Source organism: Priestia endophytica DSM 13796 (assembly GCF_900115845.1).
GTDB classification, from domain to species: Bacteria; Bacillota; Bacilli; order Bacillales; family Bacillaceae_H; genus Bacillus_I; species Bacillus_I endophytica.
The window spans coordinates 438468-464996 of record NZ_FOXX01000002.1 but is presented as its reverse complement, the minus strand read 5'-3'; the positions used below and the strand labels follow the sequence as shown (position 1 = coordinate 464996).

At 36.3% G+C, this 26529-nt stretch carries 29 protein-coding genes, 2 pseudogenes and 1 riboswitch; of the genes and pseudogenes, 6 read left to right on the top strand and 25 right to left on the bottom strand.

Annotation, left to right across the window (positions count from 1 at the left end; translation table 11 throughout):
* The 5 genes and pseudogenes from BM012_RS06800 to BM012_RS06780 all read right to left on the bottom strand — a co-directional run.
* Positions 1-260 (bottom strand): annotated as a pseudogene (locus BM012_RS06800) (helix-turn-helix domain-containing protein); the annotation flags it as partial.
* A gap of 125 nt (positions 261-385) precedes the next feature.
* Positions 386-601 carry a DUF2922 domain-containing protein gene (locus BM012_RS06795; protein WP_061803802.1) on the bottom strand — a complete coding sequence of 72 codons (216 nt, stop codon included), beginning with the start codon at positions 599-601 and terminating at the stop codon, positions 386-388.
* 15 nt (positions 602-616) lie between these two features.
* On the bottom strand, positions 617-832 hold the full coding sequence (locus BM012_RS06790) for a DUF1659 domain-containing protein (RefSeq protein ID WP_061803801.1): 216 nt from the start codon (positions 830-832) through the stop codon (positions 617-619).
* Between the two features lie 85 nt (positions 833-917).
* Complete coding sequence (locus tag BM012_RS06785; protein WP_061803800.1) at positions 918-1340, bottom strand: hypothetical protein; 423 nt, start codon at positions 1338-1340, stop codon at positions 918-920.
* Positions 1341-1424: 84 nt separating this feature from the next.
* Positions 1425-1874, bottom strand: a complete 450-nt coding sequence (locus tag BM012_RS06780) for a hypothetical protein (RefSeq protein WP_061803799.1) — start codon at positions 1872-1874, stop codon at positions 1425-1427.
* A 247-nt stretch (positions 1875-2121) separates the two neighbouring features.
* On the opposite strand from BM012_RS06780, the gene BM012_RS06775 reads away from it, so the two are divergent.
* Positions 2122-2538: a hypothetical protein gene (locus BM012_RS06775; RefSeq protein ID WP_061803798.1), complete on the top strand. Its 417-nt coding sequence runs from the start codon at positions 2122-2124 to the stop codon at positions 2536-2538.
* Between the two features lie 27 nt (positions 2539-2565).
* Here BM012_RS06775 and BM012_RS06770 read toward each other — a convergent pair whose 3' ends face one another.
* The 4 genes from BM012_RS06770 to BM012_RS06755 form a co-directional block, all read right to left on the bottom strand.
* The gene (locus tag BM012_RS06770) at positions 2566-3711 is read right to left on the bottom strand and encodes an FAD-dependent oxidoreductase (protein WP_061803797.1); all 1146 of its coding nucleotides are present in this window, start codon (positions 3709-3711) and stop codon (positions 2566-2568) included.
* Positions 3712-3790: 79 nt separating this feature from the next.
* On the bottom strand, positions 3791-5038 hold the full coding sequence (locus tag BM012_RS06765) for an FtsW/RodA/SpoVE family cell cycle protein (RefSeq protein ID WP_061803796.1): 1248 nt from the start codon (positions 5036-5038) through the stop codon (positions 3791-3793).
* Between the two features lie 3 nt (positions 5039-5041).
* The gene (locus BM012_RS06760) at positions 5042-5449 is read right to left on the bottom strand and encodes a PadR family transcriptional regulator (protein WP_061803795.1); all 408 of its coding nucleotides are present in this window, start codon (positions 5447-5449) and stop codon (positions 5042-5044) included.
* A complete protein-coding gene (locus BM012_RS06755; protein ID WP_061803845.1) occupies positions 5434-5991 on the bottom strand; it encodes a sigma-70 family RNA polymerase sigma factor in 558 nt (185 codons plus the stop codon). Before BM012_RS06755 ends, BM012_RS06760 begins: the two co-directional genes overlap by 16 nt.
* A gap of 115 nt (positions 5992-6106) precedes the next feature.
* Between BM012_RS06755 and BM012_RS06750 the strand changes: the two genes are divergently transcribed.
* The 3 genes from BM012_RS06750 (at position 6107) to BM012_RS06740 (ending at position 7785) form a co-directional block, all read left to right on the top strand.
* The gene (locus tag BM012_RS06750) at positions 6107-6352 is read left to right on the top strand and encodes a hypothetical protein (RefSeq protein ID WP_019393292.1); all 246 of its coding nucleotides are present in this window, start codon (positions 6107-6109) and stop codon (positions 6350-6352) included.
* A gap of 315 nt (positions 6353-6667) precedes the next feature.
* Complete coding sequence (locus BM012_RS06745; RefSeq protein ID WP_082802547.1) at positions 6668-6808, top strand: YrzI family small protein; 141 nt, start codon at positions 6668-6670, stop codon at positions 6806-6808.
* Between the two features lie 182 nt (positions 6809-6990).
* Positions 6991-7785 (top strand): ABC transporter ATP-binding protein, encoded by a 795-nt coding sequence (locus BM012_RS06740; protein WP_061803794.1) that lies wholly within the window; start codon positions 6991-6993, stop codon positions 7783-7785.
* A 10-nt stretch (positions 7786-7795) separates the two neighbouring features.
* Here the strand turns inward: BM012_RS06740 and BM012_RS06735 are convergent, their stop codons facing one another.
* From BM012_RS06735 to BM012_RS06695, 8 genes and pseudogenes are all read right to left on the bottom strand, one after another.
* Positions 7796-9040 (bottom strand): DNA polymerase IV, encoded by a 1245-nt coding sequence (locus BM012_RS06735; RefSeq protein ID WP_061803793.1) that lies wholly within the window; start codon positions 9038-9040, stop codon positions 7796-7798.
* A gap of 105 nt (positions 9041-9145) precedes the next feature.
* Positions 9146-9592, bottom strand: a complete 447-nt coding sequence (locus BM012_RS06730; protein ID WP_061803792.1) for an OsmC family protein — start codon at positions 9590-9592, stop codon at positions 9146-9148.
* Positions 9593-9638: 46 nt separating this feature from the next.
* The gene (locus BM012_RS06725; RefSeq protein ID WP_061803791.1) at positions 9639-10760 is read right to left on the bottom strand and encodes a GerAB/ArcD/ProY family transporter; all 1122 of its coding nucleotides are present in this window, start codon (positions 10758-10760) and stop codon (positions 9639-9641) included.
* A 17-nt stretch (positions 10761-10777) separates the two neighbouring features.
* Positions 10778-11952: pseudogene (locus BM012_RS06720) on the bottom strand (Ger(x)C family spore germination protein).
* 24 nt (positions 11953-11976) lie between these two features.
* Complete coding sequence (locus BM012_RS06715) at positions 11977-13572, bottom strand: spore germination protein (RefSeq protein ID WP_061803789.1); 1596 nt, start codon at positions 13570-13572, stop codon at positions 11977-11979.
* A gap of 395 nt (positions 13573-13967) precedes the next feature.
* Positions 13968-14705, bottom strand: coding sequence for a tryptophan-rich sensory protein (locus BM012_RS06705; RefSeq protein WP_061803787.1), 738 nt, complete (start codon positions 14703-14705; stop codon positions 13968-13970).
* A 120-nt stretch (positions 14706-14825) separates the two neighbouring features.
* Positions 14826-16250 carry an amino acid permease gene (locus tag BM012_RS06700; RefSeq protein ID WP_061803786.1) on the bottom strand — a complete coding sequence of 475 codons (1425 nt, stop codon included), beginning with the start codon at positions 16248-16250 and terminating at the stop codon, positions 14826-14828.
* Between the two features lie 88 nt (positions 16251-16338).
* A riboswitch (Lysine riboswitch) is annotated at positions 16339-16514 on the bottom strand.
* Positions 16515-16625: 111 nt separating this feature from the next.
* Positions 16626-17507: a Cof-type HAD-IIB family hydrolase gene (locus tag BM012_RS06695; RefSeq protein ID WP_061803785.1), complete on the bottom strand. Its 882-nt coding sequence runs from the start codon at positions 17505-17507 to the stop codon at positions 16626-16628.
* A 341-nt stretch (positions 17508-17848) separates the two neighbouring features.
* On the opposite strand from BM012_RS06695, the gene BM012_RS06685 reads away from it, so the two are divergent.
* Positions 17849-18634 (top strand): hypothetical protein, encoded by a 786-nt coding sequence (locus BM012_RS06685; protein ID WP_061803783.1) that lies wholly within the window; start codon positions 17849-17851, stop codon positions 18632-18634.
* A 90-nt stretch (positions 18635-18724) separates the two neighbouring features.
* The gene (locus BM012_RS06680; protein ID WP_061803782.1) at positions 18725-19141 is read left to right on the top strand and encodes a hypothetical protein; all 417 of its coding nucleotides are present in this window, start codon (positions 18725-18727) and stop codon (positions 19139-19141) included.
* Positions 19142-19218: 77 nt separating this feature from the next.
* Here the strand turns inward: BM012_RS06680 and BM012_RS06675 are convergent, their stop codons facing one another.
* The 8 genes from BM012_RS06675 to BM012_RS06640 form a co-directional block, all read right to left on the bottom strand.
* The gene (locus BM012_RS06675) at positions 19219-19776 is read right to left on the bottom strand and encodes a GrpB family protein (RefSeq protein ID WP_061803781.1); all 558 of its coding nucleotides are present in this window, start codon (positions 19774-19776) and stop codon (positions 19219-19221) included.
* Positions 19777-19880: 104 nt separating this feature from the next.
* Positions 19881-20609 carry a glycerophosphodiester phosphodiesterase gene (locus BM012_RS06670; RefSeq protein WP_061803780.1) on the bottom strand — a complete coding sequence of 243 codons (729 nt, stop codon included), beginning with the start codon at positions 20607-20609 and terminating at the stop codon, positions 19881-19883.
* A gap of 50 nt (positions 20610-20659) precedes the next feature.
* Positions 20660-20956, bottom strand: coding sequence for a hypothetical protein (locus tag BM012_RS06665; RefSeq protein WP_061803779.1), 297 nt, complete (start codon positions 20954-20956; stop codon positions 20660-20662).
* 248 nt (positions 20957-21204) lie between these two features.
* On the bottom strand, positions 21205-21495 hold the full coding sequence (locus BM012_RS06660) for a hypothetical protein (protein WP_061803778.1): 291 nt from the start codon (positions 21493-21495) through the stop codon (positions 21205-21207).
* Positions 21496-21612: 117 nt separating this feature from the next.
* Positions 21613-22452, bottom strand: coding sequence for a glycerophosphodiester phosphodiesterase (locus BM012_RS06655; protein ID WP_061803777.1), 840 nt, complete (start codon positions 22450-22452; stop codon positions 21613-21615).
* A gap of 193 nt (positions 22453-22645) precedes the next feature.
* Positions 22646-23938, bottom strand: a complete 1293-nt coding sequence (locus BM012_RS06650; RefSeq protein WP_061803776.1) for an amidohydrolase — start codon at positions 23936-23938, stop codon at positions 22646-22648.
* Positions 23939-24050: 112 nt separating this feature from the next.
* Positions 24051-24953 (bottom strand): extracellular catalytic domain type 1 short-chain-length polyhydroxyalkanoate depolymerase, encoded by a 903-nt coding sequence (locus BM012_RS06645; RefSeq protein WP_061803775.1) that lies wholly within the window; start codon positions 24951-24953, stop codon positions 24051-24053.
* Positions 24954-25240: 287 nt separating this feature from the next.
* A complete protein-coding gene (locus tag BM012_RS06640; protein WP_061803774.1) occupies positions 25241-26497 on the bottom strand; it encodes a SulP family inorganic anion transporter in 1257 nt (418 codons plus the stop codon).
* Positions 26498-26529 lie beyond the last annotated feature (32 nt).

Genomic DNA, 26529 nt, shown 5'->3' with positions numbered 1-26529 from the left:
TGTTTTAAATATCGATTTTCAGCTTCTAATTTAGCGAATGCATCTTGAGAATGCGGTCCTTTCCCATAAGTATATTGTTTTCCAACAGGCTGTTCTAGTCGCTTCATCTCTCCATTCTTATACCATCTCATCCAGGTTTTCAGTTGGGTACGATTCCGAATCTGTAAGGTTTCCATGACTTCTTTTACAGGCACGCCTGCTAACCTCATTTCAATCGCCTTCATTTTCACTTCTACTGGATAACTTACTCTTGTTCCCATAGAAAAAACACCTCCACGTTATAGTTCGGTCATTTGTATCCGATCTTTAACGAAAAGGTGTTTTTTATTTGTCTCACTTCATGGGGTCAGTCCAAATATGTTTTTAGCAGCGCTTGGCGTTTTTTTTAAACGATAAGCTCTGTTACTTCTCGACTCACAATTTGAGCTCCTTTTACCTCTTTAAAATCTCCACCTTGTGAACTAAATATGTTCTGTAAAATAAGTTCCTCCATCACTGCTTTAATCTCGTCTTCTGTCACATTTTCTCTAGGGTGCTGCAAAGAGATACTAACCGATTTTCCACTCTCATTTAAAAACTGCATACTTAGCGTTTTCTCCATTATGGTTCCCCCTTATTATTCAACAATAAAATGAACGTCGTTTTGTTCTACTCTTTCTAGCGGAAGCGATTGTAAAGAAGCAAGAGAATTCGCTGCTTTGTACAACTGATCTTCCGTGCTGCTAGCTTTTGTATTGTACGTTTTAAAAGCATAAATCGGATTTCCTTTCTCATTTGTCCCTTCTAAAAATACGAGTCGAAGCTTGCGTGTTTGTAAAATTGTATTTGCCATCTTTATCCCTCCTTTCACTCTTTTTATACAAAGTAACAATAAAAAGAGGGTAGTCATTTTTTCATGACTACCCTTTTTTTATCGTTTATATAGCTTTTCTTCTTGTAAACCGTTCATACTCATAAAACAAGTGATGAAGAGGCTGATCGTTTAAGTCTTCAAAACCAGCCGTAGCATAAATTGCATATGCATTATACTCAATCCCCATCACCTGTTCGCCTTGCAAAAGAGGATGCTCTGCTATCACCCATTCAGCACCGGTCAGAGATTCAATCACAACTTCACCAAAGTATACAAACATCATTTCCTCAAACTCTTCTTTTGACGTTTGAAAGATGGACCATTTTTCTTTTTTCTCTATCTCTCTATATAAAAGTTCGATATCAAGCAAACTTTCTGCCGTATAATCTAGAGGAAAACCTTCAATACTATCGCAAATTGCCGTAAGTTTGGCAAGATGATCTTTACGCTTTTCATAAAAAAAGACGTTTGCTGCAAAGTTAGTCAATCTAACGCCTCCTTAACTTTACCATTGAGTAAAGTGTATCATAAAGAGGCATTGTCCTTTATACAAAAAAGGTGGTGAACCATCCTATCCTTGCCAATTTGCTACTTCTGCTTCATTTTGAATGATCTCTTGCTCTTCTTTGTATGTGTAAAAGATAACGTTTCTTTCTTCTTCAGAAAATCCAGCCGAATGAAGAAAATAAAGATCCTTTCCTATTTCACGAACAAGACATTCAACCATCACATAAAAATGTGGAAGATGATTGTCTTCCAAATATTTAAAGTAATTTAAAACTTCTTGTTCCCTTTCTGAATTTTGGTTTTCTTCGTAATTATTAACATTTTCTATGTATGAAAAAGTTTCTAAAACCCACTTCTTTATGTGATCTAAAAACTGTTCCTGATTAAAAGAAGGAACCGATTCTTGTCCTATTGTAGCAAGCGAATGAAAAACTTCTTCATGCGCCCGGGCAAGCTGTTCGCTGCACTCCACTAACCACGGCATATCATAAGCAATCTGCAGTAAGCGTATCAATTTTTTTCTCTCCTTTACATTTTTATCGTGCATGCTTAACAGGTTATATTTTTATATTATTCAACAAGTCAATATAAAAATCCTATATAAATATTGCTAAAGTTACTTTAATTAAAACGAACCTTCTCTTTTTTTACTCTATAACCCTTTATTACCTTTCGTAAAACTTTATGTAGTGGGAAGTATAAACAAGAAGAAAAATTTATATAAAACGGCTCTTTCAAAAAAAGAAAGGAGCGAAAAATAAATGAGCAAGAAAATTGCTGTTTATCTTGTTATTTTCTCTATATTTCTAACTGGATTTTCAGATTCTTTCACATCCTCAAATAAGAATGTGGAAGTTTTCGATCTTACTCAAAGTAAAGTTGTTAAAATTACACCAACAAATAAGGTATTGCAAAAAGAAGCAGAAAAAAGCATCCGTTCCATAACTTTATTAAGCAAAAAAGTAAGCCCGCTTCCTCGAAAAGGAGCGTTAGTGCGGATTCCCCTTGATCCAGCTGTTTCCATTAGAAATGAATGGATGGACGACCTTGTTGACGAAGTTATTATTATTTTTGGCGAGCGTGAAAAACCGCTCCTTATGGTATTTACTGATGAAAACCGAACCCTTTTCTTTGAATACAACTATAATCCTAAAGAAATTCGGACTTTGTTAAAATAAGCCCGTGTCATGTCACGGGCTCTTTCTTTAAGAGAGAAGTGTAGGCACATACACTTGGTTCACTAAATACTGACCAATAGCGAAAGAGGCTTTTTTTCCATAGTATGGTATTTGCACAACATGAGCAGAACACTCCCCATTAATGAAAAAGAAGCCTTCTCGGAACTGACCATCTGTTGTAATAACAGCTTGATCCTGCTCTGTAAAACGCGGTATAAGATCTTCTCTAGAAATGGAAGGAATAACGGTTTGCACCTGCTCTAAGAAATACTCTTCGGAGCCTACATCCTTCATCGCTTTTTTATATGTTCCGATCATTCCTTTGTAAGAAGAAGCTTTTCTGATACTTGATATATTCGAAATAAACTCTTTTATATTTCCTTTATCATGATCCTCATTTATGGACGAACCTACTTCCATCCCGCCGTTAAACGTCGGGGCTACATAAATATTTAAAAAAGGGGCAAGAGCAGATGGCACAGGTGACACAATATGCTGAAGTTTTGCTTCTTCAACAGAATAGTACTGTCTCTGTAACGGAAACTTCTCTATATCCGTATAGTAGTCGCTTAATTTTGCGACTTTGTCACTTTGAGATTCTTCACAATTGATATACTTTTTGGAATAGTAAGCTCCATTGTTCGTTTCTACTACAACCGATTTCTTCCCTTCCACAATGCTTTTCACTTTTTCATCATATCGTATTTCCGCTCCACTTTCTTTTACCTCTTGTAAAAGTGCTAAGGAAACTTTTTTATAATCAACAATGCCTGCGGATGGAATATAAAGGGCGCCTACACCAAGCGCAAAAGGCTCTTGTTCGAAAAGCTCCTCTTGTGAAAGAACTGTACTATCTTCATTGTTTTTTTGTAAAAAGTGAAGAAGTTCTACTTCCTTTTCGTCTTTTGCTACAATAAGCTTGCCACATTTTTTATAAGGAATGCTGTGCTGATCACAAAATCGGTATAGCTCTTCATGCCCTTGTTTCACGAGATTTTGTTCTACCGTATTTTTGCACGCATAGATTTCTGTATCAATCATGTTATTTTCTGAGTAAGCTTCCTCAGCACTTTGAGCAAGAATCAAGACACGCGCTCCTTCTTCTCTTTCATGAAACGCTTTCGCTGCTGCAAGTCCCGTTAAATCGCCACCGACAATAATCATATCGTACATACATCTCATCCCTTTCCAGCCCTTGATTAAGTATTTCTTCCTTCTACCTTAGCATGATTCAATTTGAAACCCTATGAAACTACTCTTTCAAACTGTTTATATTCTTCCACCGATAAACGCTAAGAACAAAGCCGATGAAGGACGCATTAATCATAAATGAGATAACACCATAGCTAACAAATGGCACAGAGACGTTTAGAAACGGTACTTTTCCCATTCCCATAAGCAGGCCCCATACACATGTCACTCCATAAAGAAGAATAACGCCAAGTGTTAAAGCTCGTCCAAACGGTTCCCTTGTTCCAATAAACGTTCGGTACATTCGAAAAAGCAGAAAGCTCATAAGAAATAATAAGAATAGACTAAAAAGCCACCCATACATGTACGTAAGAGGTACAAAGATTAAATCAACATAATATTTTGTATTGAGTTCTACTGTTGAAGGTAAAACTCCATTTCCAAACCAGCCTGCTCTGCTTAATAAATAAAATGATTCCGAAAAAAGCTGGTATGGTTTTTCTCTCCATAAGTCTATAACCTTTGATAACGTTGTACCTCTTAGCAAGGATGCAGCGTAAGCTGACAAAATCAACACAACAAACCATATAGAAAGATGGCTTCCCTTTCTGTTCCACTTCCCTGCTCCTGTTAAACATAAGGCAAGCAGGACATAAAGAAGAGAAGGTCCATAGTACCCCATCTGAATAAACATAAAAAACGGAAACACAAGTAAAAAACTTGATGCCAGAAAAGACATCCTGTTCCGTACCGTAAATGAAGCCCATGAAAGAAGAAAAAGAGGAAATGTGATATAAGCACTTGAAAAAACAGGACCAATACTAACAAAAGTTCGACTTCCTTTTATAGTACCAAAAAAATGCATATAAAGAAGAAATGCGCATCCTGCTATATAAAAGAACAACCCTTTATTTTTCAGTTTTTCATAGTTAAAAAACATAAGCAATCCAACAATACATACGCTAATTGAAACACCTATACTGTGCATTTTGAGCATATCTGATGAGGAAACTTTCGTAAAAAGAATAGGAGTTAGGAAACTTAATGCTATTAAGGAAATCATCGTTAAAAGAGCAAACCAATCTATAATAGGTCGATGCAGTTTATTCATCTTTTTCCCAATTTGAGCTGGACTCCCCATTTGTTCAATTGTTTTCTTTTCTGCTTCTTCCTTCGTCATTCCTTCTGCTTCCCATAAGGAAGAAAGCTCTCTCATATGTTGATAAAGCTCTAGTCGAACGACTTTTTTCGCTTCCTTAGAACGAATATGAGCTGTAACACGATTTAAAAAAGCTTCTTTCATATCCATTGATTACTCTCCCAAACTCCAACTTTGGGCAAAAGTCTTCACTTCTTTTCTCATATCACTTGCTTTTCCTAATACTTTCGCTCCTGTTTCCGTTAACTTGTAGTATTTTCGCTCAGCTTTCCATTCCCCTACAATCCAACGTTTGTTCTCAAGTTCGTGAAGAAATGTATACATCATCCCTTCTTTCCCTTCGAACGCAAAAAGAGCTTGCGACTTTAAGGCAGTTAGAATTTCCATGCCGGTTTTTTCTGTTCTCACAAGTTGCAACACAGCGAAAAGTATCTTATTTTTTTCACTATCCCCCCCGTTTATGGAAGAAGAAATAGCACGACGGTGCCGATCTGTAAACTGTAAATCTTTAAAAACCGTATTCTTCATCGCTTTTTTTAAGGATGCTAATTTTTCATCCATTGTTCGGCCTCCTTTAATTCATCTTTTAAAAGCTCTTTTGCTCTTCTAAGGCGTGTTTTCACCGTATTTTGTTTAATACCAATAAGCTCTTCAATTTGTTTTAGCGACATTTCTTCAAAATAGAAAAGGTAAATAACTTCCCTATATTTTATAGGCAGATTCATGACAACACTTACTAAACTTTCATCTTCACTTTTTTGGATTACTTCTTCTTCAACACTTTTTTGCTTAGGAGAAGAAAAAAGCGAAAGTTTTTCAGATACCATAACTTTTCGGTAGTGCCAGCTTTTAAAATAATCTTTACAGTGATTAATCGCAATCCTCCATAGCCATGTTTTCATTTTAGCTTGCCCTTTATATGTAGGAAGTGCTTTGTAGCATTTCACGAAAATCTCTTGTGTTAAGTCTTCTGCAATTTCGCGACTTTTCACATATGAATAAACAAGCTGCAGCACATCTTGGCCATAATCAATCATTAGTTCTTGAAGTACTTCATCACACTGATCCTCTTGGATTAGCTTTTCGAGTGCAATCTCACTCATTCTGACACCCCCTTCTTCTCTTTTCATTTGACGAACTCTCCTCTCTAAAAGTTTGATTTTTTAATCTATGTTTTTATGGACATACTAATGATATATGTATGAAAGGAGAGATTAGATGAGTCAATACTCTGGTTTAATTGTTTCAGGACACTATGTTAGAGAAGAAAATATGTTTTATATTCGAGCAATTAACGATATTTTTCATTCTTCGTCTTATACAAAGGATGAACTGAACTTTTTTTACGAACAAATAAAAAAAGGTGGCTTCCTCAATTTTAAAGATCCTGCTCCTCTTTCACATACTGAACAACATATGCTTCTTAATGATTTAAAAGAGATTAGCCATCTATACTCTCTTTAGCTATTTTCTTAGAAACCTTTTATAATTTCTACCCTTTTTGCCTATTTTTTCAAAAATACCTTTACCTTTTTCTGATTTTTCTATATAATTACATCGTTAAGAAAAAAATTCCAAGGAGGTCGACACTTATGAAAAAGTTTATGCATACTCATGCTTGCTGCCGTTTTTCTGTATTCCATCCGACCTTTCGTGGAGTGAAATAAGTTTTATTCTTTTCACATTCTACGCCACAGGACGGATGATGTTCTGTGGCTTTATTACGTTTAAAGCCATGAGTATTCTCGTGGCTTTTTACTTTGAAAGGAGGTGAAAAGAATGACGCTCAACTTAATATTTTTTACCATTTCTTTTAAAAAAAAGAAGTATACGAACGAAGAAATCGAATACAACGAGTTTGTAGAAAAGATTATGAAAGAACAGCACGATAAGATTATTAACTATTACTACCACAACTAATAAATCCATTTTGAAAGGTGATGATACGCATGAAAAGAAAGACAATATGGAAAAAAATCCAAGTTACACACTATATGGAGACTGACTCAACATAGCCTTCTTGGAAACGGTAAGCTGGACGAATTCAGAAAATAAAGTAAACTATACTAATAGACCTTTATTTTTTGGTAGGAGGAACAGCAATGAATACCATTATTTCGCTAGACAACATTTCATGGATCAGACAAAAACAGCCGATTATTAAAAATGTGTGCTGGACAATACAGGAAGGTGAACATTGGGCACTTGTTGGCCGAAATGGCTCTGGAAAAACGACACTGTTAAATATGATTAATGGCTATCTTTGGCCAACAAAAGGAAGTATTTCTGTTCTTGGAGAATCGTTTGGTCGCGTTAATTTACAAGAGCTCCGCAAGCATATTGGAATTGTTAGCTCCTCTCTTAGCGAACGATTTTCTTCAACAGTGCTCTGTGAGGAAGTGATTGTAAGCGGAAAATTCGCTTCTATTGGATTATATGATCAAACAGAAGAAGCAGATTTTGAAAAAGCGGCTGAGCTTATGAGCATGCTTAGAATCAAGGGCCTAGCAGCCCGAGAGTATGGCATCTGCTCACAGGGCGAAAAGCAAAAGGTGCTTATTGCGCGAGCTCTTATGGCAAATCCCAAGCTTCTTATTCTTGATGAGCCATGCAATGGCCTTGATTTACTTTCACGTGAAGCATTTTTAGAAAGTATTGAAACACTAGCATGTCTTGAGGATGGTCCAACCTTAATTTATGTAACACATCATATCGAAGAAATTTTACCTGTTTTTAACAAAACCTGTTTGTTAAAAGATGGAGAGGTGTATGCTCAAGGGAATAAAGAAGAGCTTTTAACCTCTAAAACGTTATCAACCTTTTTTAACGTTCCTCTTGAAGCTCAAACAGAAAACGGAAGAACTTACGTTAAAATTCTTCAACAAGAAAAGCGCTAAACAATTATGTTTAGCGCTTTTTCCATGCTCCATATTTTTTCTTGAAGTTTTCTTCAAAAGAAGAAGATTTTTGAATATGACGAACTCCTCGATGTAAAAGCGGCTTATCAAATTCTTTATTAATATCTTCTACAACATCTAAAATTTCTTCGTCTTGGATTTCATTTTCATATGTAAACAAGCTAAGCTGCTTTAATGATTGCTCTTTTTCTTCAACCCGAAGAGCTGTAACACCAAGAAGACGTACAGGAGAACCACTCCAATGTTTGTCAAATAAAGAAGAAGCAACTTGAAAAATATCTTCTTTCTCCTCAATTGGATTCATCAATTGCTGACTTCTTGTTACAGTTTGGAAATTGGCGTACCGTATCGTAATTTGGATATCGTCTGTTACGGTATTTCTCAATTGCATTCGTTTGCTAACTGTTTGAGACAAACTATTTAACGTATTTAATAGCAGTTCATCATCGTCACTATTAAAGGCAAGCGTTGTTGAATTTCCTATGCTTTTTACTGTTGCTGCAGCATCAGGATCAACAGGGCGTTTATCTATTCCATTTGCACGCTTTTTTAGCTGTGGTCCTAGAACACCAAGTAAAGCAGATAGCTTTCTCTCTTCTTCTCGAGCAAGGTCTCCTATCGTTTGAATACCAATACTGTGAAGCTTCTCAGCCGTTTTTTTGCCAATTCCGTGCATTTCATGTACAGTCTTTGGCCACAGCTCTTTTTGAACATCCCTTTTTCGTAAAATAGTAATGCCAAGCGGTTTTTTAAAATCAGAAGCCATTTTTGCTAAGAATTTGTTCGGTGCAATTCCGATTGAAACAGGCAAATTATATTTTTTTAAAATGTCTCTTCTAATTCTTTCAGCAATTTCCACAGGCGTACCAAGCTCATGACAGTTTGTAATGTCTAAGTACCCTTCATCAATTGAAGCAGGTTCAAGCAACGAGCTTATCGTTGATAAATAGGTAAAAAGGTTTAAAGATGCTTCTCGGTACAGAGAAAAGTTAGGCGTGCAAACAGCAAGCTCTGGACATTTCTTCCTTGCCTCCCACAAAGGCATTGTTGTATAAATTCCATATTTTCTCGCTTCATAATTGCACGTTAAAATAATTCCTCTTCGCTTCGTTCCTGCTACTGCCACTGGTTTGTCTCTCAAAGATGGATTGTTCGCAATTTCAACAGAGGCGAAAAAAGCATTTGCATCAATATGTAAAATAACGCGTCCCTTTTTTGGATACATCGATTTCATGAGCATCTTCCTTTAATATCGCTTTCCCTTTATCTTATCAAAAGAACGTATGTTCCTCAATAGATATAAAAAAAGTGATGAGCCCCACATAGGGCTCATCACTTTTTAAACTACACGAACAGTTTCTTCTGTTGCTAATTTTACATTCCCAGCTAAAGCTCTTGAAATCATACATGACTCTTCTGCTTTATGTGCTAGACGACGCGCTTTCTCAACTTGAAGAGAAGTTGATTCTGCTTTTAAGGTAATAACAGGCTTATGCGTTATGCTTTCATATGTAAAGATGTTGTTTGTAACATCCACAACAGCATCTGAATGAAGAGTTAAACTCTCTACCCCAATGTCTGCTCTCTCAAGCATAGCAGCAAGTGTTATCACATAACACGTTGCAGCTGCTCCAAGCAGCATTTCATCAGGATTCGTCCCAATTCCAGGTCCGCCCATTTCTTTTGGAATAGAAATAGAAGACTTTAAATTCCCTGCTTCAATATGCCCGTCGCTGTTTCTTCCTCCGTTCCAAACGGCTTCTAATTGAAAAGGATGTTTAGCCAATGTAATTCCTCCTTCTAAGTGTTTGACTTTGTCACTATAGCACACATTACGAAAGGCGCGTACTTTTATGCTCTTTGTTTTTCCTTATCTTTTTTTGAATATAAGCAATAACTAAAAGAAGCAGTGGAAGCATTTGGGGCACAATATGAATCATAATAATATTATGTCCTGTTCCTTCTTTAATGTGCTCAGGATAACTGCTCGCAATTGACATTGAAAGGAGGAGGATTAAAATGCCGAATGGATATGTGAGCTTTTTATAGTCTTTAAACTTAAATAATTCTGCAGTACCAATCAAAACAGCGTAAAAGAAAATACTAATTTTAAAGAATCCACCAAGAATAAGATAAACCATAAAAAACACATCAAGACGCTCTAAAAAATCAGCTACTTCAATTCTTTGGATTGTTCCGAGCAAAGGAAACTGAGAGCGCTCAAAAAGATCTAATCCAAGTACAGATAGGTTAATCACTATTGTAAGCATTAAGTTAATTCCGCTTAACAAAATAGCTAAAATTCCTGTTATTGTACTTTTAGACTTATCATTTAAATAAGGAAGAAGCATTAAAAACACAACCATTTCCCCAAACGGAAAATAAATCATTGACGTTACTAATGTTTTCAATACAGGTTTCCAGCCATTTTCAAGGATCGGCTTTAAATTACTTAAATCAACAAGGCCTGACGCAATGATTAAAATAAATCCAGGTATAGCCAAAAAATAAAGAAGGGAAAAAAACAGCTCCCCTGTTCTAGCAATAACTTCAAACCCTTTATAAACGGCATATACTATTGTTATCATCATTAGCATGCTAATGATAAATAAAGGGGTATCTACGTACGAGAATGCAATAAGAAACTCTCCGAAATCACGCAGTACCCGTGCAGATATATAAATAAAATAGACAAGATACATCACAGCTACAATACGCTCTAGAAATGAGCCAAGAATTTTTGGAACATAGCTTGTTAGAGGCTCATCTGGATAATACTTGTGAAGGCGATCGTAGAGAAAAAAGAGACATATCCCACTAAACATCCCAAGCAAAACAGCAATCCACGCATCCCTGTCAGCTCCCCCGCCAAGACCAACAACAAGAGCGCTTCCATGTTCGAAAAAGATAATAAGAAAGAACAGTTGCTTTGTACTTATTTTAATATTTTCCACGTTATTCACACTTTCTGTTACCGATTAGGATTAGAAAGGAACGGCTGATTACGAAGACCTGTCCTACGGATAAAAGCGTTAACGTTTACATCTACATCTACTTCTGTAAATCCCTTTACATTCCAATCGCACTTCAATTCTTTCCATTTTTTGGACTGTGTTCATAAATCGTTCTTCCAAACCCAAAAATATCACTTTTATCCTTTTTCGCTCTTTTTACTGTTTTCATTACTTCTTGTTCAATTTGCTTCTCCCATAGATTTTCGATTTTTTGAATGACCTGTGGGTCTCTTAAATCAACAGAAACATTAACTCCATTAATGTTTCCTTCTGTTTCGATATTTATCAGAATAATAGGACGTCCATGCTTCCATTTGACATCAAGCTTTGATTTTGCTCTTATTGTTTGCAACGCAATCACTTTCTTATGATTTTCCCAGTCTGTGCTATCTACAATGTCTTTCACTTTATTTGTTGTCCACAAAATTCCGTGCACATTGTATCCTTTTACCCAATCAATTAGTTTTCCTTCTCTAAAAATAGCAATGCCGCTTGCTTCTAACTTTCCTTTTGGATCACTTCCTTGGATACTTTCTTGCATTGACCCTTCTTCTGCACTACCTTGAATTGAAATGCCGTTAATAATAGGTTCTCTGCCTTGAGAGGTGATTTTTTGCAAAACCTCATCAACAGTTACTTTTATATTTTGTCCTCCATTGTCTTCCGCATTTTTAAGCATTTTATTTACATAAACGGCTGGAATTCGATCAATAGGAGTTAAGTTTTTAATTACATTCTCAGCACTTGTACCTTTTGCAATCACAATTGTAGCCGTTTCCCTTAGTTGATCACTTCGTTCAATAAAATCAAATAGTTCATATAGTCCTTTTGTTCTTGCTAATTCTTCATCAATGACAATTAAGTTTGTATGAGCATAGTATAAATTTCGTGACATTTTGCTTGTAACATGTCGACTAGCTTCAAATGGATTAAATGCTGTACTAGACATAATTGTCACAGGAGCATCTTGAACACTTGCTTGTTGTCCACCTGCAACGCTTCCTGGATTCACAACCTGCAGCGAAACTTTATATTTGTTTTCATCTTTATCTTTACTAATTCCAACTGCTGTAACAAAAGCTAAATCAGACATTTCTTTACTGCTCCAACAACCTGATAAAAAAAACAACATAAAATGATCATAAAAGCCCGTATACTACGTTTCATCTTGATTTTCCTCCTCTTCTGTTGGAGGATGAGGACGTTGATTTCTTCCTTGTCTTTTGACATTATCTTCATTTATCAGTGCTGGTCTACGATCAAGTGACCAAAAGGGGGCTCGAATAAACGTATCTCTTAGACCTTGAAAATCAAGTGGAGCAAGAGGAGACATATAAGGGACACCAAACGACCGCAAACTACCTAAATGAACAACCATTATAATTAATCCTAGGAAAATACCATAGAAGCCAAACGCAACTGCACAAACCATTAGAGCAAAACGAATAACACGGGCTGAAATAGCAATTGAAAATGACGGAGTAGCAAAGCTCGCGATTGCTGTTAACGAAACAATAATAATCATAGCTGGAGATACAAGACCAGCTTGAACAGCTGCTTGTCCAATAACAAGCGCTCCTACAATAGAGACAGCTTGCCCGACTGCCCTTGGCATTCGAACTCCTGCTTCTCGTAAAATTTCAAAAGTTACTTCCATAATTAAGGCTTCTACAAATGATGGAAATGGAACAACTTCTCGCTGTGCTGCAATTGAAAAAGCAAGCTGACTTGGAATCATTTCTTGGTGAAACGTTGTTGCTGCTATATAACTTGATGGCGCAATTAAAGAAATGAAAAAAATCATAATGCGCAAGAAGCGCAATCCTGAACTAATATCAAACCGAGTATAGTAATCATCAGGAGCCTGAAAAAATTGAATAAATAAAGCAGGCACAACAAGGGCAAACGGTGTTCCGTCTATAAGAATGGCTACTCTACCCTCAAGCAAATTTGCTGCTACAACATCAGGACGCTCTGTATGATAAACGGTCGGAAATGTTGTAAATGTTTCATCTTCAATAAGCTCTTCAATATTTCCCGACTCTAAAATTTTGTCCACATCAATTCTTGACATCCGGTCTCTTACTTCTTGAACAATTTTATCTTTTGCAATGCCATTCATGTAGACGATGCTTACATCTGTTTGAGTTGCTTTTCCAAGCTTTTTTGTTTCCATTCTAAAATCCGTACTTTTAATTCTTCTTCGAAGCAGAGCTGTATTTGTACGAATCGATTCTGTAAAACCATCTTTTGGTCCTCTAATGGAAACTTGCGTCTGTGGCTCCTCGATAGCTCTCTGTTCTCCCCCTCTAGCGCTTCCTGAGAGTGCTTGTGGATAACCATCAACTAAGACGATGGTTTCTCCATCTACTAAAGACTGAAATAGCGTTTCCCAATCCAACACTATCTTCACGTCATCAAGAGCTACCACTTTCGTTCGCAAAAGCTGAATAGGATTCCACTCATTAAAATAGCGTTCAATATTAGAATCCTCAAGCAGCATCTTAAGGAGAGAATCATTAATAATACTTGCCTCAACTAGTCCATCAATAAAAATAATGGCACACGAAATTTGTTCGTTATAGCCAATTGAAAATTCTCTTACAATAATATCTGAGCTATATCCAACTTCTTCCTTTACCCTTTTAATATTACACGTTAAATTACGATGAAGAAGTTCTGCTGGAGATTGCTCTTCATGGGTGTCATCTGACTTGCTGTCTTCTTTCTTTTTTCGTTTCTTAAAAAACATGGCAGAGACCTACCTTTTTTTATCCATTTTCTGCAGAAATGAGCACAATTATGCATTCATCTGTATAAAGAGAACTTCAAATGAAAAAAGTAAAAAAAACAAATGATAATTGCTGGAGGAAGACTACTTTGAAAATGCTTTTTTGCTCTTTTGCTTATGAGTTCTTTATCTTTCTCTTTAGCCATTGTTTTAGACCTTTTTATGAACTACTCTGTAGCGAGAGCTATTCGTAACGTATTTTATGGTTTTCGCGTTATGGCAGCTTTAGAATTCTTTTTGTTTTGTTTTCTACTTCTGTCTCTTGTTATTTATGTAGGCAGAGAAGTATAGCAACAAAGAAAAAGCAAAAAAAATTAAGAGCCAGCTTTATTTTAATAACAAAGCTGGCTCTTATATTATGAAAGACGTTTTTTTCTTCTAATAAGGCTTATAATAATGAAAATGATGATGAGGACGATAGAAATAGATGCTGTGATAACGATAGCATGCATATCTTGTCTTTGAACGATGATAGCAATGTATGCCCAAATGAAAACAAGAGAGTAGGCAATATCTCGATTTTTCAGTGTAAAGTAAATACTTAGTAATCCTCCTACTAATAGCATAATAATTGTCCATCCATATTCACTAACACCGAAAAGTTCCGTAATTCCTTTATATTTCAGGAGGGTAAAAACATTAACAATTGTCGCAATTGAAACCCAACCAATATAAATAGAGAATGGAAGACGCATGAGCCATGAATGGTGCTTTGTTGCATTCTGTGTTTTCGTGTAAATTACAATAAGCGTAACTAAAACGCCCAAAATGATAACAAGAGAAAGTGCAACATTTTCACTTCCAAAAACAGGACTCCATAACCCATTAAAAATGACGTTAAGTGCAAACCAAAGGCCAACTTTTTCATATATTTCTTTGTCTATCCCTTTGGCAAAAAATTGACGAATAGCATAAAAAGCTAAAAGAAGAAAAATGAGGCCCCAAATTGAAAAGGCGTAGCCAGCTGGTGTTATAAAAGCATTGATGCTGTCCGAGATTTTAGACACGTTGCGGCTTTCTGGAAAAAAGTAATTTGTACTGATCATAAATAAGAATGCTAAAAGATTAATAGCGCTTATAATAAGATATTTCATCGTTATTCCTCCTTCTTTATCTTGTATTCCACTTTTTATCACTTGATAAACACTATTCAAAACACTGCCTTTTCATCCATAAAAAAAGCTGAGGGAAAGTTTCCCTCAGCTTTTCATACTTTACATTTCTTGTGTGCTTTGTTGTTTTCCTTTGCGCTTTACAAGCGGATAAAATACAATTCCGATTAAAAAGAGGCCAATTCCTAAAGAAAAAGTTTTCATATCTGCAGTTCCGGAAATAATAACCCATGCCGCATAAATGAATGCAAGCCCAGCAATAATTCCGTCTTTTATACGCGAAGATGTTCCACCTAGCTCTGCGTATGTTTCACCTTTAATGACAACTTTTAAGAAATAAATAGTTGAAATTAAATATGGGATAAGATAAGCAAGCGTTGATGATGTCGTTAAGAAAGAATAGGCTTGACTAATCGTTCCTGAAACAGTTGAAAAAATAAAGATTTGAGACATAATATTCGTTACAAGTAAAGCATTACTTGGACTTCCTTTTTTGTTTGTTTTTGCAAAAAAGGCTGGAAAGTTTCCTTCACGCGCTGCTCTGTATGGAACTTCTGAACTTAATAAGATCCACCCAAGCATTGATCCAAACAAGGAGACAAGCGCAAGAAGTGCCATAATGATACTGCCGCCACGACCAATTAAAACGTTTAAAACGTCTACAAAAGGCTTATCTGATGCTTGAAGTTCGCTATGTGGGAGTGCCCCCATTGTGATCATTGTAATTGTCATATAAATAATAATAGCAATTGTTACACCTGCAACAGTGGCCTTTTTAATATCGCGCTGTGAAGATGCTCGACCTGATAAAATAACTGCTGACTCAATACCAACGAATGCCCATAGTGTTGAAATAGCGGCATTGTACACTTGACTTGAAAGCCCAAGCGGATTTCCTCCATCTGTGCTCTCAACAGGATAATAAAAACTTCCCATTGTTGAGAACTGAAAAGCAAATAACCCAGCAATAATGAAAAGAGCGAATCCTACGACTTTTGAAAATGTCGTAACAAAATTCAGTTTACCTGCTGCATTCATACTTGTAACTAAGATTGTATGAGTTCCCCATAAGAAGATAGAGCAAACTACAAAAGTAACCAGCTTCCCTAATTCAATCGGTTGAGACCCAACATGAAATAATACTCGACCGTCTCTCATAATCGGTAGAAAAGTAGACAAATAGCCTGCAAAACTTGTAATAATCGCTACGTTGCTAATCCAGTTTGCTACCCAGTATCCCCAAACGGTTGTAAAACTTGCTACATCACCTGTTTTTTTATTTTCAAATAGCGCTCTCGCATAACTCTGCGGTCCCGCTTGTAGCTCTGGTTTTCGAATTGATAGCGTTCCAAAAGTTAGGGCAAGCATTAATACACCAAACCCAGTAACAGCCCATGCTGTCATAACGCCAAGTGGACTTGCCACTTGTGCAAGCGTACTTGGAAGCATGAAAATTCCTGATCCTACCATGTTTCCAACAACAAAAGCTGTTAAGAGCCAAAAGCCCCATTTTTTCGTTTGTTCCATGCTGCAAAAATCCTCCAATAAGTAATTTTTAGCAGACAAAATAAAAAAGTATGGAAATGCCCATACTTTTGCATTCACTCTGCCATATCTCTCTGATAGCCCTCCACAAAAACTTGTGGCAGTCCTGTACTTATTTAATACAGGCCCAGCTTATAAAAAAAGTGGTTTTTTATAAGCTTCGGCGCCCATTCCTTTCACATATGTTCATAAGCTCCACTTGCTTCCCATATGTTACTCCTAATACGCGCAACCTCTACCTCACCGAGAAAGAGTGAGGATTTATATTATTTTTACTACGTTATAATACCAAAGAGAACATGAGCTGTCAAAGCCCTATTTTGTGTAAAATAAGGAAAAACAGCTCATATTTGTTTCTTATGCTTTTAGAGAACTTTTTAATACCTTTTCAATCGCTTTTGCTACTCCATTATTATCATTTGTTTCGGTTACATAGTCACATAATGACTGCACTTCAGGATCGCCATTTCCCATTCCAAAACTTGTAGCTGCTTCATTAAACATACTAATATCGTTGCGATTGTCTCCAATGGCGACTGAATGTTTCATATCAACTTTTAAATGCTCTGCCATTTTACGAAGCGCAATTCCCTTTGTTGCCTTCAAGTGGTTGACCTCCACGTTATGCAAAGCAGATGAACTAATAGCTACGTTGTCACTTTTTCCTAATTCATCTTTTACAACTTGAAGCTTGTTTAAGTCGAAGGAGAAAAAGAGGAATTTAAAAATATTAGTATCTTCTTGGAGCGCTTTTTTCATAAGCTGTTCTTTTGGTAAAAAGGTAACGCCAGCCTGCTGTGACTGTTTGGCAGCTAAAAGATCAAGTTCGAAGCGAGAAATTTTTTCATTGGAGCTTCTCACTCGGTCCGCTTCCGCTTTCATTACATCTCCTGCATTTTCATATGTATACACACCGTCTTGCACATACATTTCAAAGTAAACTTCCTCATCGTTATGGAAGCGAAGATTCATAGCATTTTGAATGTCTTGCTCCTCTAGAGATTGGCGATGAAGAACGTTTCCTTCTTCATCTCTTACGTCTGCTCCGTTTGCACAAATCTTAGGAAGTTTAAGATCGAACGGTTGTAAAGGACGCATTGCATCCTCATAACTTCTTCCAGTTGCAATGACAACCTTAACCCCAGCGCGCTGTGCATTTTTGATTGCTTCTACATTTTCAGCAGGCACCTTACCTTCACTATTTAATAATGTTCCATCCATATCAATTGCAATAATCATCAATTGTTCCCCCTTGCTGTATTTGTTTTTACTATAGCGTATGAAACGCTTTTCATTGAAAGATTTTTTATTATTTCATGTTATTTTTTAGACATAGTAAAAATATTATTCCCTATTTCATATGTTTCAATCAAAAATTAGAGTTTCATGAAATGCTTGTGAATTATCGCTCTTTTTTGTTGTCCTCTTCTCCTTTTCTATAATACTATAGAAAGAAGGAGATTTTTTACGATTTCTTGGTCTATTCACAAATTTTGACGATTGTTTTTTCACATGCTGTATATTATCTTGTATGTAAGCACCTTTAGGACCTATCCTAGAAAGGGGGTAAAGAAAAAACATTGATTCGTTCGCTAAAAAAAGCTCATCGCCTATCATCTGTTTCATACCTTGATTCACCAACGGCTTTTTCGTTTTATGCCTTGAGTTTTACATACATCGTACACATCGGGATATTAACGTTTAAACCACTTTCTACCGAGCATTATATAAGCGCTTTCGTTAACCTTCTTATTTTGTTGATTAATGGATTTTTATTAGCTACAGATAAAAGGGTTATTAAAAGCGTACGCTACAACAAACAAGCTCGGTTTCTCTACTTCTCAACAGCAGCTATCTGGTTATCTGCAGGAGCTATTTTTACAGAAAACTACTTTTTAATGGCTGTAACAGTAACTGTTATCTTTTATTTAATTGTAGAAGCTGTAAGACTTCTTTTATCTTTTTTCTACTATTGGGGAATTGCGCTATTTTTCCCTTATGAATACAAAGAAAAAAGTGACGATATGATTCGTTCAGGTCAGGAACTTTCCATGTTTTTAACAGCACCTGAACAAAAAGGACTTGCTTTCATAAGGCTTGTACATGGAATGTTGTATATAGCTGCTATTTTTGTTCTTTTTATGATTGTTTCTATTACAATGCCTATTCCAAACGAGAGCCTGTTTTCTTTATTTGATCAAGGAAGAAAACTTGCTACAGAAGCAGAGTTAACAAAACCATCTAATATTTTTATTTTTGGAGCTCTTTTCCTATCTGTTCTTGCTTTTACAGTTCCAAAAGTGAAGCAACTTGAACAACTTGCACTAGAGCGAAAGGCAGCCATTCAAAAATCACATGCTGTGTAACGTATAAGTTAAAAAGACTTATACGTTTTTTTGTGTAGAGTAATGTAAAGTGTAGTAAGATAGTGGATAAGAGTAGGAGGCTTTTTTCTTATGAAATACCTATTAATCTTTTGGGTGGTGATTGTATTGGCTGGATTCTCAAATGATCGACAAGCTCGGAAGCAAAAAGTGGAAGATAACATATTAAGAGCCGAGGTAAACATTTCCTATCACTCTAAAACAAAAGAATACACAATAGAGGCTTCACTACACAATAAAACATCTGCAGACATTCAACTTTTATTTGATCATGGCACTCTTCTCTGGCTTAATAAGAATGGAACAACTCAACCTTCTAATACGTTTTCAACACAAGTATACTCAATGCTTCTAGAAGGAAAAACAAGTGAAACCGTTAGTAGAACTCTTACAAAACAAGAGTGGAAAAAAGAAGGCTATGCTCTGTATGTTCAATACAAAGATCAAGATGGAAAAAAGCATATTCTTGCTCTTCATTCTCCTACGTAGCTAAAAAAGCTCATGCGTCTAGACGCATGAGCTTTATAATAAGTTAAATGAAGATAACAATTTCAGCGTGCTTGTCTTTATCGACTTAAAATCCCTTGAATAACGCTCGTTTTCGCTTTCGCGTATTCATTTGTACTTTCCCATTCTCGAAGTGCAAGCTTTCGCTTAACAGAAGCATATGCCTCTAAACTGTCTTCACTACTTCTTAAAATATCGCGAAATTGTAGATGCCTTTCCCATAAGTTGCTCCCCTTTACAACAACATGAAGATGTGCTTCATGATGAAAATCGGCATCCTGTGAAAAATCATGATCTCCATCCCTAATAATGTCTGGAAGACCTTCCTCTTTAAATCGAACGAAATAGCGTCGATTTGGCAAAATGGTTTCATATTGTTGCACATATGTATAACCAAGCTCTCGAATTGGATCAATAGCATACTGTAGTTCTTCTTCTTTTTCCACTCCTACAATTACGTCAATGATTGGTTTTGCCATCATATTTGGTACAGAAGTGCTACCAATATGCTCAATGCTAACCTTCATTGGTGCTAATTTTTCCTCCAACTGTTCTTTCAGAACCCTAAACTTTTCTGGCCACTGTGCATCATACGGAACAAGCTGTACTTTTGCCATTCTTTCTCCCCCCTCATCACTTTCCCATATTATTATATAATAGAAAGATTAATGAGGAAAAGAAGAATTATTGCTTTTTCAGAAAATAAGCGTATTCTGTCGGTTTAACGCGCTTTTTGAGTTTCCGCTACAAGATCAGGATAATCACAAATAATACCATCAACACCTAGGTTATAAAAGCTTTGAATTGTTTTTTTACGATACACAGCATAAGGAATAACTTTCATACTATTTTGGTGAATACGTTTTACAAGCTTCTTTGTAATAAGTCTTCTGTTCGGGTTTACATATGTAGCATATGCTGATATTTCTTTTAATTTTGCAGAAGATATCCCCCATATACTGTACTTTACAAGAACTCCTACTGAAATTTTCGGAAGACGTTTCTTAATCCGTTGAACAGCTTTCTCATCAAAAGATTGAACAATGATTTGATCAGACTCTGCTAATCGAAAACTTTCAAGCGTTCGTACAAGCTTCTCCTCCATCCCTGGATATAAAGAAGGATTCTTTAGTTCGATTAGAAAACCTACTTTCGTTCGGAATGTTGCAAATACTTCTGGGAGTGTAGGAATACGCTCGTTTTTAAACTCCCCGGAAAACCACCCTCCAGCGTCAAGTTCCTTTAGCTCATGAAGCGTTTTTTCACTAACAAGACCATTTCCATCTGTTGTGCGCTCTACTGTCTTATCGTGTATAAGCACAAGTTCTCCATCCCTGCTCATTTGAACATCAATTTCAAGATAGTCTGCCTTCATTTTCAATGCTAAAAAGTAAGCTGCAAACGTATTTTCTGGGGCATACCCTGAAGCACCTCTATGAGCAATATTCATGACTTCTCCCCTCTTATCTTTTTCCTTCATAAAAAAGGTGGAGCAATAACTCACTCCACCGAAATTTTGCTTGCTAATTCTCCATTTTTTAACCATACGTGTACTTCTTGACCCTTTTTCAGTCCAAACACGCCTTGATCTCCGCCCTCAAATTCTGTATCTTTGTCTGCTGTTACTTCAATGATTTGATATCCTTCATCTTGAGTTAATGGACCAAGGTATACTTTGCTTCCGCTAATATCAACTACTTTCCCATGATAATCCGCTCTTGTAAAAATAAAAAAAGCCGCACATATAAGAACAACAACTGCAACAGCAGGTATAACGATTCTTTTTTTAAGCTTCACTGGCTTTCGTTCCTTTCATCTCTTTTTCTTATATTTTCTTATTTATTCGTTCTTTTCCTTTAAGAGAAAAAGAGGAAATATGCAAATGTTTCTGTCATTTTTTGACGACTCTAAAGATATGTTTTAGGATTGTGCTTTATATAAAATTTCGTTTCTATTGCTCTCGATCGTTCTTTAATAAAAGAGGAGGCTTTTCAATAAGAGCTTAAGATCTCTCTAGAGCTTCTTTAGAAAACTTCCTCTTTTGATTAATACGCACTTGGCATGTGAGCTGCTGCAATAGAAAGAAGAATAAAGACGATGAGTACAGCACCATTTATAATGACCGCTACGATAGACATTTTTGTTCTCTCTTTAAAAAAGCTGATAATCGTTAATACGATTCCAACGAAAGATAAGAGAAAAGCACCGAAGAAAAAGAAAATGCCAAACGCAAATTGTAAAACAGTCGGTATAAAGAAGATCCCTGTACAAATAAGGCTTGCTATGCCGAACCATAATGAAGTTTTTCCAATATTCTTTTTTGTTTCTCTATACAATGAAACCTCCCCTTTTGTTTTTATTTCAAATATGACCGGTAACTTGATAATTATTCCAACACTGTACATCTTATCACGAAAAAGAGAAAGAACAAAACATAGAAAAAAGAGAAAATTCTATGAGTTCTGATTCTCAATTACATCCTTTAATACGTCAGGATTATTGGTAAAAAGACCATCTACGCCCCAATTTATAAGCTTCCCCATTGCCTTTTTATCATTAACTGTAAAAGCATGAAGAAACAAACCTTGACTATGAACTTTTTCAATATATCCTTTATCTAAACACGTAGCACGGGGACCAATTCCGTCTGCATACGTTTTAATTTCCTTTATTTCCTGTAATGATGGACGACAAAGAGAAAGCTTAATGAGTGAAAGTTCAGGCTTCTTCTCATGAATGCTTTTTAAACTTTTCGCACTAAAAGATTCAATTAAAAGATGCTCTTCTGGAATATTGTATTTATCCACAAGTTTAAGCAAATTCTCTTCCATTCCTTTATAGCTTTGTGGCGATTTTGTCTCAATATAGTAATGCTGATCACGCCCAAAGTAAGCAAAAATTTCTTCGAGTGATAGAATTGATTCTTTTTCAAATGACTCTTTTGCTTGCTCAGGATATTTTCGATTAAACCATGAACCAGCATCAAGCTTCTTTAATTGATCATATGTGTAATCTTTCACACGACCTTTTCCATTTGTTGTTCTTTCTAATTTTGAATCATGAATCGCCACAAGGACGCCATCCTTTGTTTGCTGCAGGTCTATTTCAAGATAGTCTGCTCCCATATCAAGAGCTTTTTTATAAGAAATCATCGTATGTTCAGGTGCATATGCAGAGGCACCACGATGAGCAATATTTAAAATAGGATGAGTAGATTGTGCTAGAACAAATCTATGTTCAGAACTCACGAGAAGCAGAAGTAACCCAATCGCGATAAAAATGCGTTTTGTCATCGTTTTCTCCTTTTTATGTAAGCCGTGTTTTTTACTATTCACGGTTCTTTCTTTTTTTATGTAAAAAGATTGTGTTTCTTTCATTATCATCTGTTATCCGCATTTCAAATGCTATCATAATTCTTTCATGTTGGGAACATTAGGAAAGGAGAAAGCGTAAAAAAGGTGCTAAAAGTAGCACCTTTTTTACATTTTATAATGTTTTATAGTAGTAATTTAGATCGTATATGATTCTTTCTTCATCTAGCGTTAAGAGAACACGGTTCTCCATTACGACATTTCCGTTAATAACACTATCAGAAACATCTTTTCCACTTGCTGCATATAAGAGATGCGAAGAGGCATTTTCAAGAGGTTGAAGATGAATTTTATCTCTTGGATCAATCGAAATGAAATCTGCTTTGTACCCTTCTTTTAAAACACCTGTATCCTCATATCCTAAAGCTTTTGCTCCATTCAAGGTTGCCATTTTTAGCATGCTATAAGCAGGCATTGCTTCTGGCGTTTTGTGTGTACCCTTTTGCAAAAGTGCAGCTGTGCGCATTTCTTCGAACATATCTAAATTATTATTAGAAGCAACGCTATCTGTTGCAATAGCTACGTTCACGCCTGCACTATTTAGGCGTGAAATATCAGCAACTCCAGATCCTAGCTTTAAATTACTAATAGGGTTATGAGCAATTGATGTTCCTTTTTCATTTAAAAGAGCAACATCTTCGTCTGTTAGGACAACTCCATGAGCAAAAATAGTAGGCTGTTCGTAAAAATCAAGCTCTGCTAGATATTGTACAGGAGTTGTTTCATGTTCTCTAAGACAATCATTCATCTCTTTTTCTGTTTCAGAAACATGAATATGAAGAGGCAAATCAAGCTCTTTTGCAATTGAAACAGATGAACGCAGCAGCTCTTCACTACAAGAATACGGACTGTGTGGAGCAACTGTTGTTCTAATTAATGAACGATCTTTCTTAATATGTTGAGCGATATCATGCGCTTCTTTTGCTATAGCTTTATCTCCCTTGTCATTAGAAAACAGGGTATACGCTAAGTTACCTTTCATTCCGGTATCTTTTACTGCTTCGTAAAGTTTAAATACATCAAGACCAATTGGATTATACATATCGTTAAAAAGCGTTGTCCCGCTCTTCATCATTTCAACAATAGCTGCTTTTGAGCTTGTAATAGCGAGATCTGTTGTAAACTTCGCTTCAAGAGGCCAAATTTTTTCCGTTAACCATGGATGAAGAAGCATATCATCTCCAACGCCACGTAGAATGTTCATTACAATATGAACATGTGAATTCACAAGCCCTGGCATAACCCATTTCCCGCTCCAGTTGTAAGTTTCTTCACAATCTTGCAATCGCTCTTCTTCCATCTTTCCAATATAGGCAATTTTTTCGTCTTCCGTTATAATCATTCCGTCTTTAATTATTTTTTCCTGATCTAAGGTGAATATATCGCAATGATAGAACGCTTTTTTCATTATATGTTTCCCTTCTTTTATGGTTTGAAGTTAAATTTTTTCAAGTATAGCATACCTGTTAAGCTCTCCGTAAGGCGTTCGTTTACTTTCCTAACATTCAAAATAATCAAGCTTATTGCTGGTTAAAAAAATTCCACATCATTTCACTAGCACTTGGAGCAAGAGGATCTGTGAACGTTCCTTTTACACTTCCTCCTGGCCATGAATGAAGCATGCTATTGATTGTCACGTAGTGAATTTTGATGCTTTTATCCGGAGATTCATATTCTTCAATTTTATACGTCTTCCCAACCGGTACCGCCCTCTTGTCTGTTCGAACAGGCGTAGAGGGAATTATTCCATCTTTTCCATTTTTGTTCATTAAATTACACAAAGTGATCCACTGTTTTATTAATTTATTAGCGTTTATTGGATGAACAACACGGTCATATGTACCGTGAAAGACAATAAGAGGAACCCTTTTATTGTACACAGCTGTTTTTTCGTATAAAAGCTCTCCCATCTTTTCAGCATCATGCTGTGGTCCGTTAATCATAGCGAGCGCACGCTCTGATTTGGTTTGGGCTGCTTTATAGGGAAGACCCCCTACAACTCCTATTCCTGAAAAAAGATCTGGATAAACTCCCCCTACGATGAGAGCCATTGCCGCCCCGGCAGAAAGACCTGTTATGTATATATCAGATATTTCATATTTTTCTTTCACATGATTAATCATGCTAACAATTTTGCGAGGCTCTCCTTTCCCTCTTTCTTGATGATCTGCATCATGCCAACTCCAGCATTTCCCAGAATCTTCACTTCTTGGCTGATCAGGATATAAAACAAGAAAATTGTTTTGGCGAGCCGTATCATTCATTTCTGTTGCCGTAGCAATAGTGAAAGGATTTTGCGTGCATCCATGCAAGACAACCATAAGTGGAGACTTTTCGTGTGGGCGATTATTTGGTGGTACATAAAGATAGTAAGAGCCCTGTTTAAATTTATATTCTTCAAAGCTTTCTTCTGCTTTTATCATATACACCCTACTCCTCGTTATTTTCAGAATAAAATTCGCTTCATCATAGCTTCATCGTTCTCTTCTCTTATTCCTTCTTTTTTTAATTTAAAAACAAGATAAAAAAAAGCATTCTCTCTTGTTTAGAGAAAATGCTTTAATAGAGGATGAACTTTCACCTAAAGTCCACCATGGACGGAGTTTCTTAACAATATACCTGCACTCAAAGGACTTACCTTTACTATAGGTTAGTTTACATGTTTTGTCTTCTTCCTTGTTAGAAGAACGAACACATCCTATCATTTTTCTTACATTCCAGCAGTTGAGCGAACTTTCTTTCCTATTGCTGTCTTGTTAAAGTTAAGGACAAAGTATGTGAGCATTCCAACGCCGATTCCAACCATCAAATCAAAAAAGACGGTGAAAAAGAAGGTAACAAGCAATACAAATGATTCACGTGATTTTTCTTTTACAATGCCCGCAAAATGTTTACGTTCACTCATATTCCACGCTACCACCATTAAAACTGGGGCAAGGCTTGCAAGCGGAATATGAGAAGCATAAGGAGCGAGCACGAGGAGGACCATTAAGGCGAATAAAGCATGCACAACACCTGAAAATCGAGTCGCTGCTTTGTTTCGAATATTTGTTGCCGTTCTTGCAATAGCTCCTGTAGCAGGAATTCCTTGAAAAAATGGTAATATAGTGTTTGCAATGCCTTGGGCAACAATCTCCCGATTACTTTTATGCTTGGTGCCAGCCATTTCATCTGCTACAACAGCCGAAAGTAGAGATTCCAACCCACCTAAGAAGGCAATGGCTAACGCTGCAGGAATAAGGGTAATAATTTTTTCTAGTGTAATTTCAGGAAGTCCAAACTGTGGAAGCGTGTTCGGGATTGCTCCGTAGAGAGTATTAATGGTTACAAGCTTATCAGGGAAAAGCAAAAGCGCAAAAGCAGTTGAGACGAGAACCCCAATAAGAGCACCTGGAATTTTAGGGACAAAGCGAGTTGCTAAAATAATGCTTGCAAGACCAACGATGCCTGTTAACACTCCATAAAAGTTAGCATCAGGTAGACTTTTAATAATGGAAACCATTCCAGCTAAAAATCCAGCTTCATCATTTGTATCATATAGACCTAAAAAGTGTGGAAGTTGGCCGTAGAAAATGATAATCGCAATCCCTGCTGTAAAACCGATAATAACAGGTTTTGGAATATATTTAACAAGCGAACCTGCTTTACATAATCCAAGTATAATGAGAATAAGCCCTGCCATAAAGGTCGCAATCATTAGATTATCAAATCCGTACTGTGTGACAATCCCGAGCAGTATCGGAACAAATGCCCCTGTTGGTCCTGCAATTTGAAATTTTGACCCTCCTAATGTAGAAACAATAATCCCGGCAATTACAACAGTATAAATTCCATGTACAGGTTCCGTTCCTGAAGCAATAGCAAATCCCATCCCAAGTGGAATAGCTACGATTCCTACAATAATCCCGGCAATCAAATCGCGCCTCAGCATCTCAAGCGTATATGGCTGTTTTTTTGTTGTATTCATTTTCTTCCTCCTCACCCATCTTCCTTTGTCCT

What these genes read in the sequence shown, in the direction of transcription:
- BM012_RS06795 (WP_061803802.1), bottom strand. Translation starts at nt 601, where the DNA reads ATGGAGAAAACGCTAAGTATGCAGTTTTTAAATGAGAGTGGAAAATCG.
- BM012_RS06790 (WP_061803801.1), bottom strand. Translation starts at nt 832, where the DNA reads ATGGCAAATACAATTTTACAAACACGCAAGCTTCGACTCGTATTTTTA.
- BM012_RS06775 (WP_061803798.1), top strand. Translation starts at nt 2,122, where the DNA reads ATGAGCAAGAAAATTGCTGTTTATCTTGTTATTTTCTCTATATTTCTA.
- BM012_RS06770 (WP_061803797.1), bottom strand. Translation starts at nt 3,711, where the DNA reads ATGTACGATATGATTATTGTCGGTGGCGATTTAACGGGACTTGCAGCA.
- BM012_RS06765 (WP_061803796.1), bottom strand. Translation starts at nt 5,038, where the DNA reads ATGGATATGAAAGAAGCTTTTTTAAATCGTGTTACAGCTCATATTCGT.
- BM012_RS06760 (WP_061803795.1), bottom strand. Translation starts at nt 5,449, where the DNA reads ATGGATGAAAAATTAGCATCCTTAAAAAAAGCGATGAAGAATACGGTT.
- BM012_RS06755 (WP_061803845.1), bottom strand. Translation starts at nt 5,991, where the DNA reads ATGAGTGAGATTGCACTCGAAAAGCTAATCCAAGAGGATCAGTGTGAT.
- BM012_RS06750 (WP_019393292.1), top strand. Translation starts at nt 6,107, where the DNA reads ATGAGTCAATACTCTGGTTTAATTGTTTCAGGACACTATGTTAGAGAA.
- BM012_RS06745 (WP_082802547.1), top strand. Translation starts at nt 6,668, where the DNA reads ATGACGCTCAACTTAATATTTTTTACCATTTCTTTTAAAAAAAAGAAG.
- BM012_RS06740 (WP_061803794.1), top strand. Translation starts at nt 6,991, where the DNA reads ATGAATACCATTATTTCGCTAGACAACATTTCATGGATCAGACAAAAA.
- BM012_RS06735 (WP_061803793.1), bottom strand. Translation starts at nt 9,040, where the DNA reads ATGAAATCGATGTATCCAAAAAAGGGACGCGTTATTTTACATATTGAT.
- BM012_RS06715 (WP_061803789.1), bottom strand. Translation starts at nt 13,572, where the DNA reads ATGTTTTTTAAGAAACGAAAAAAGAAAGAAGACAGCAAGTCAGATGAC.
- BM012_RS06705 (WP_061803787.1), bottom strand. Translation starts at nt 14,705, where the DNA reads ATGAAATATCTTATTATAAGCGCTATTAATCTTTTAGCATTCTTATTT.
- BM012_RS06700 (WP_061803786.1), bottom strand. Translation starts at nt 16,250, where the DNA reads ATGGAACAAACGAAAAAATGGGGCTTTTGGCTCTTAACAGCTTTTGTT.
- BM012_RS06695 (WP_061803785.1), bottom strand. Translation starts at nt 17,507, where the DNA reads ATGATTATTGCAATTGATATGGATGGAACATTATTAAATAGTGAAGGT.
- BM012_RS06680 (WP_061803782.1), top strand. Translation starts at nt 18,725, where the DNA reads ATGAAATACCTATTAATCTTTTGGGTGGTGATTGTATTGGCTGGATTC.
- BM012_RS06675 (WP_061803781.1), bottom strand. Translation starts at nt 19,776, where the DNA reads ATGGCAAAAGTACAGCTTGTTCCGTATGATGCACAGTGGCCAGAAAAG.
- BM012_RS06670 (WP_061803780.1), bottom strand. Translation starts at nt 20,609, where the DNA reads ATGAATATTGCTCATAGAGGTGCTTCAGGGTATGCCCCAGAAAATACG.
- BM012_RS06655 (WP_061803777.1), bottom strand. Translation starts at nt 22,452, where the DNA reads ATGACAAAACGCATTTTTATCGCGATTGGGTTACTTCTGCTTCTCGTG.
- BM012_RS06650 (WP_061803776.1), bottom strand. Translation starts at nt 23,938, where the DNA reads ATGAAAAAAGCGTTCTATCATTGCGATATATTCACCTTAGATCAGGAA.
- BM012_RS06645 (WP_061803775.1), bottom strand. Translation starts at nt 24,953, where the DNA reads ATGATAAAAGCAGAAGAAAGCTTTGAAGAATATAAATTTAAACAGGGC.
- BM012_RS06640 (WP_061803774.1), bottom strand. Translation starts at nt 26,497, where the DNA reads ATGAATACAACAAAAAAACAGCCATATACGCTTGAGATGCTGAGGCGC.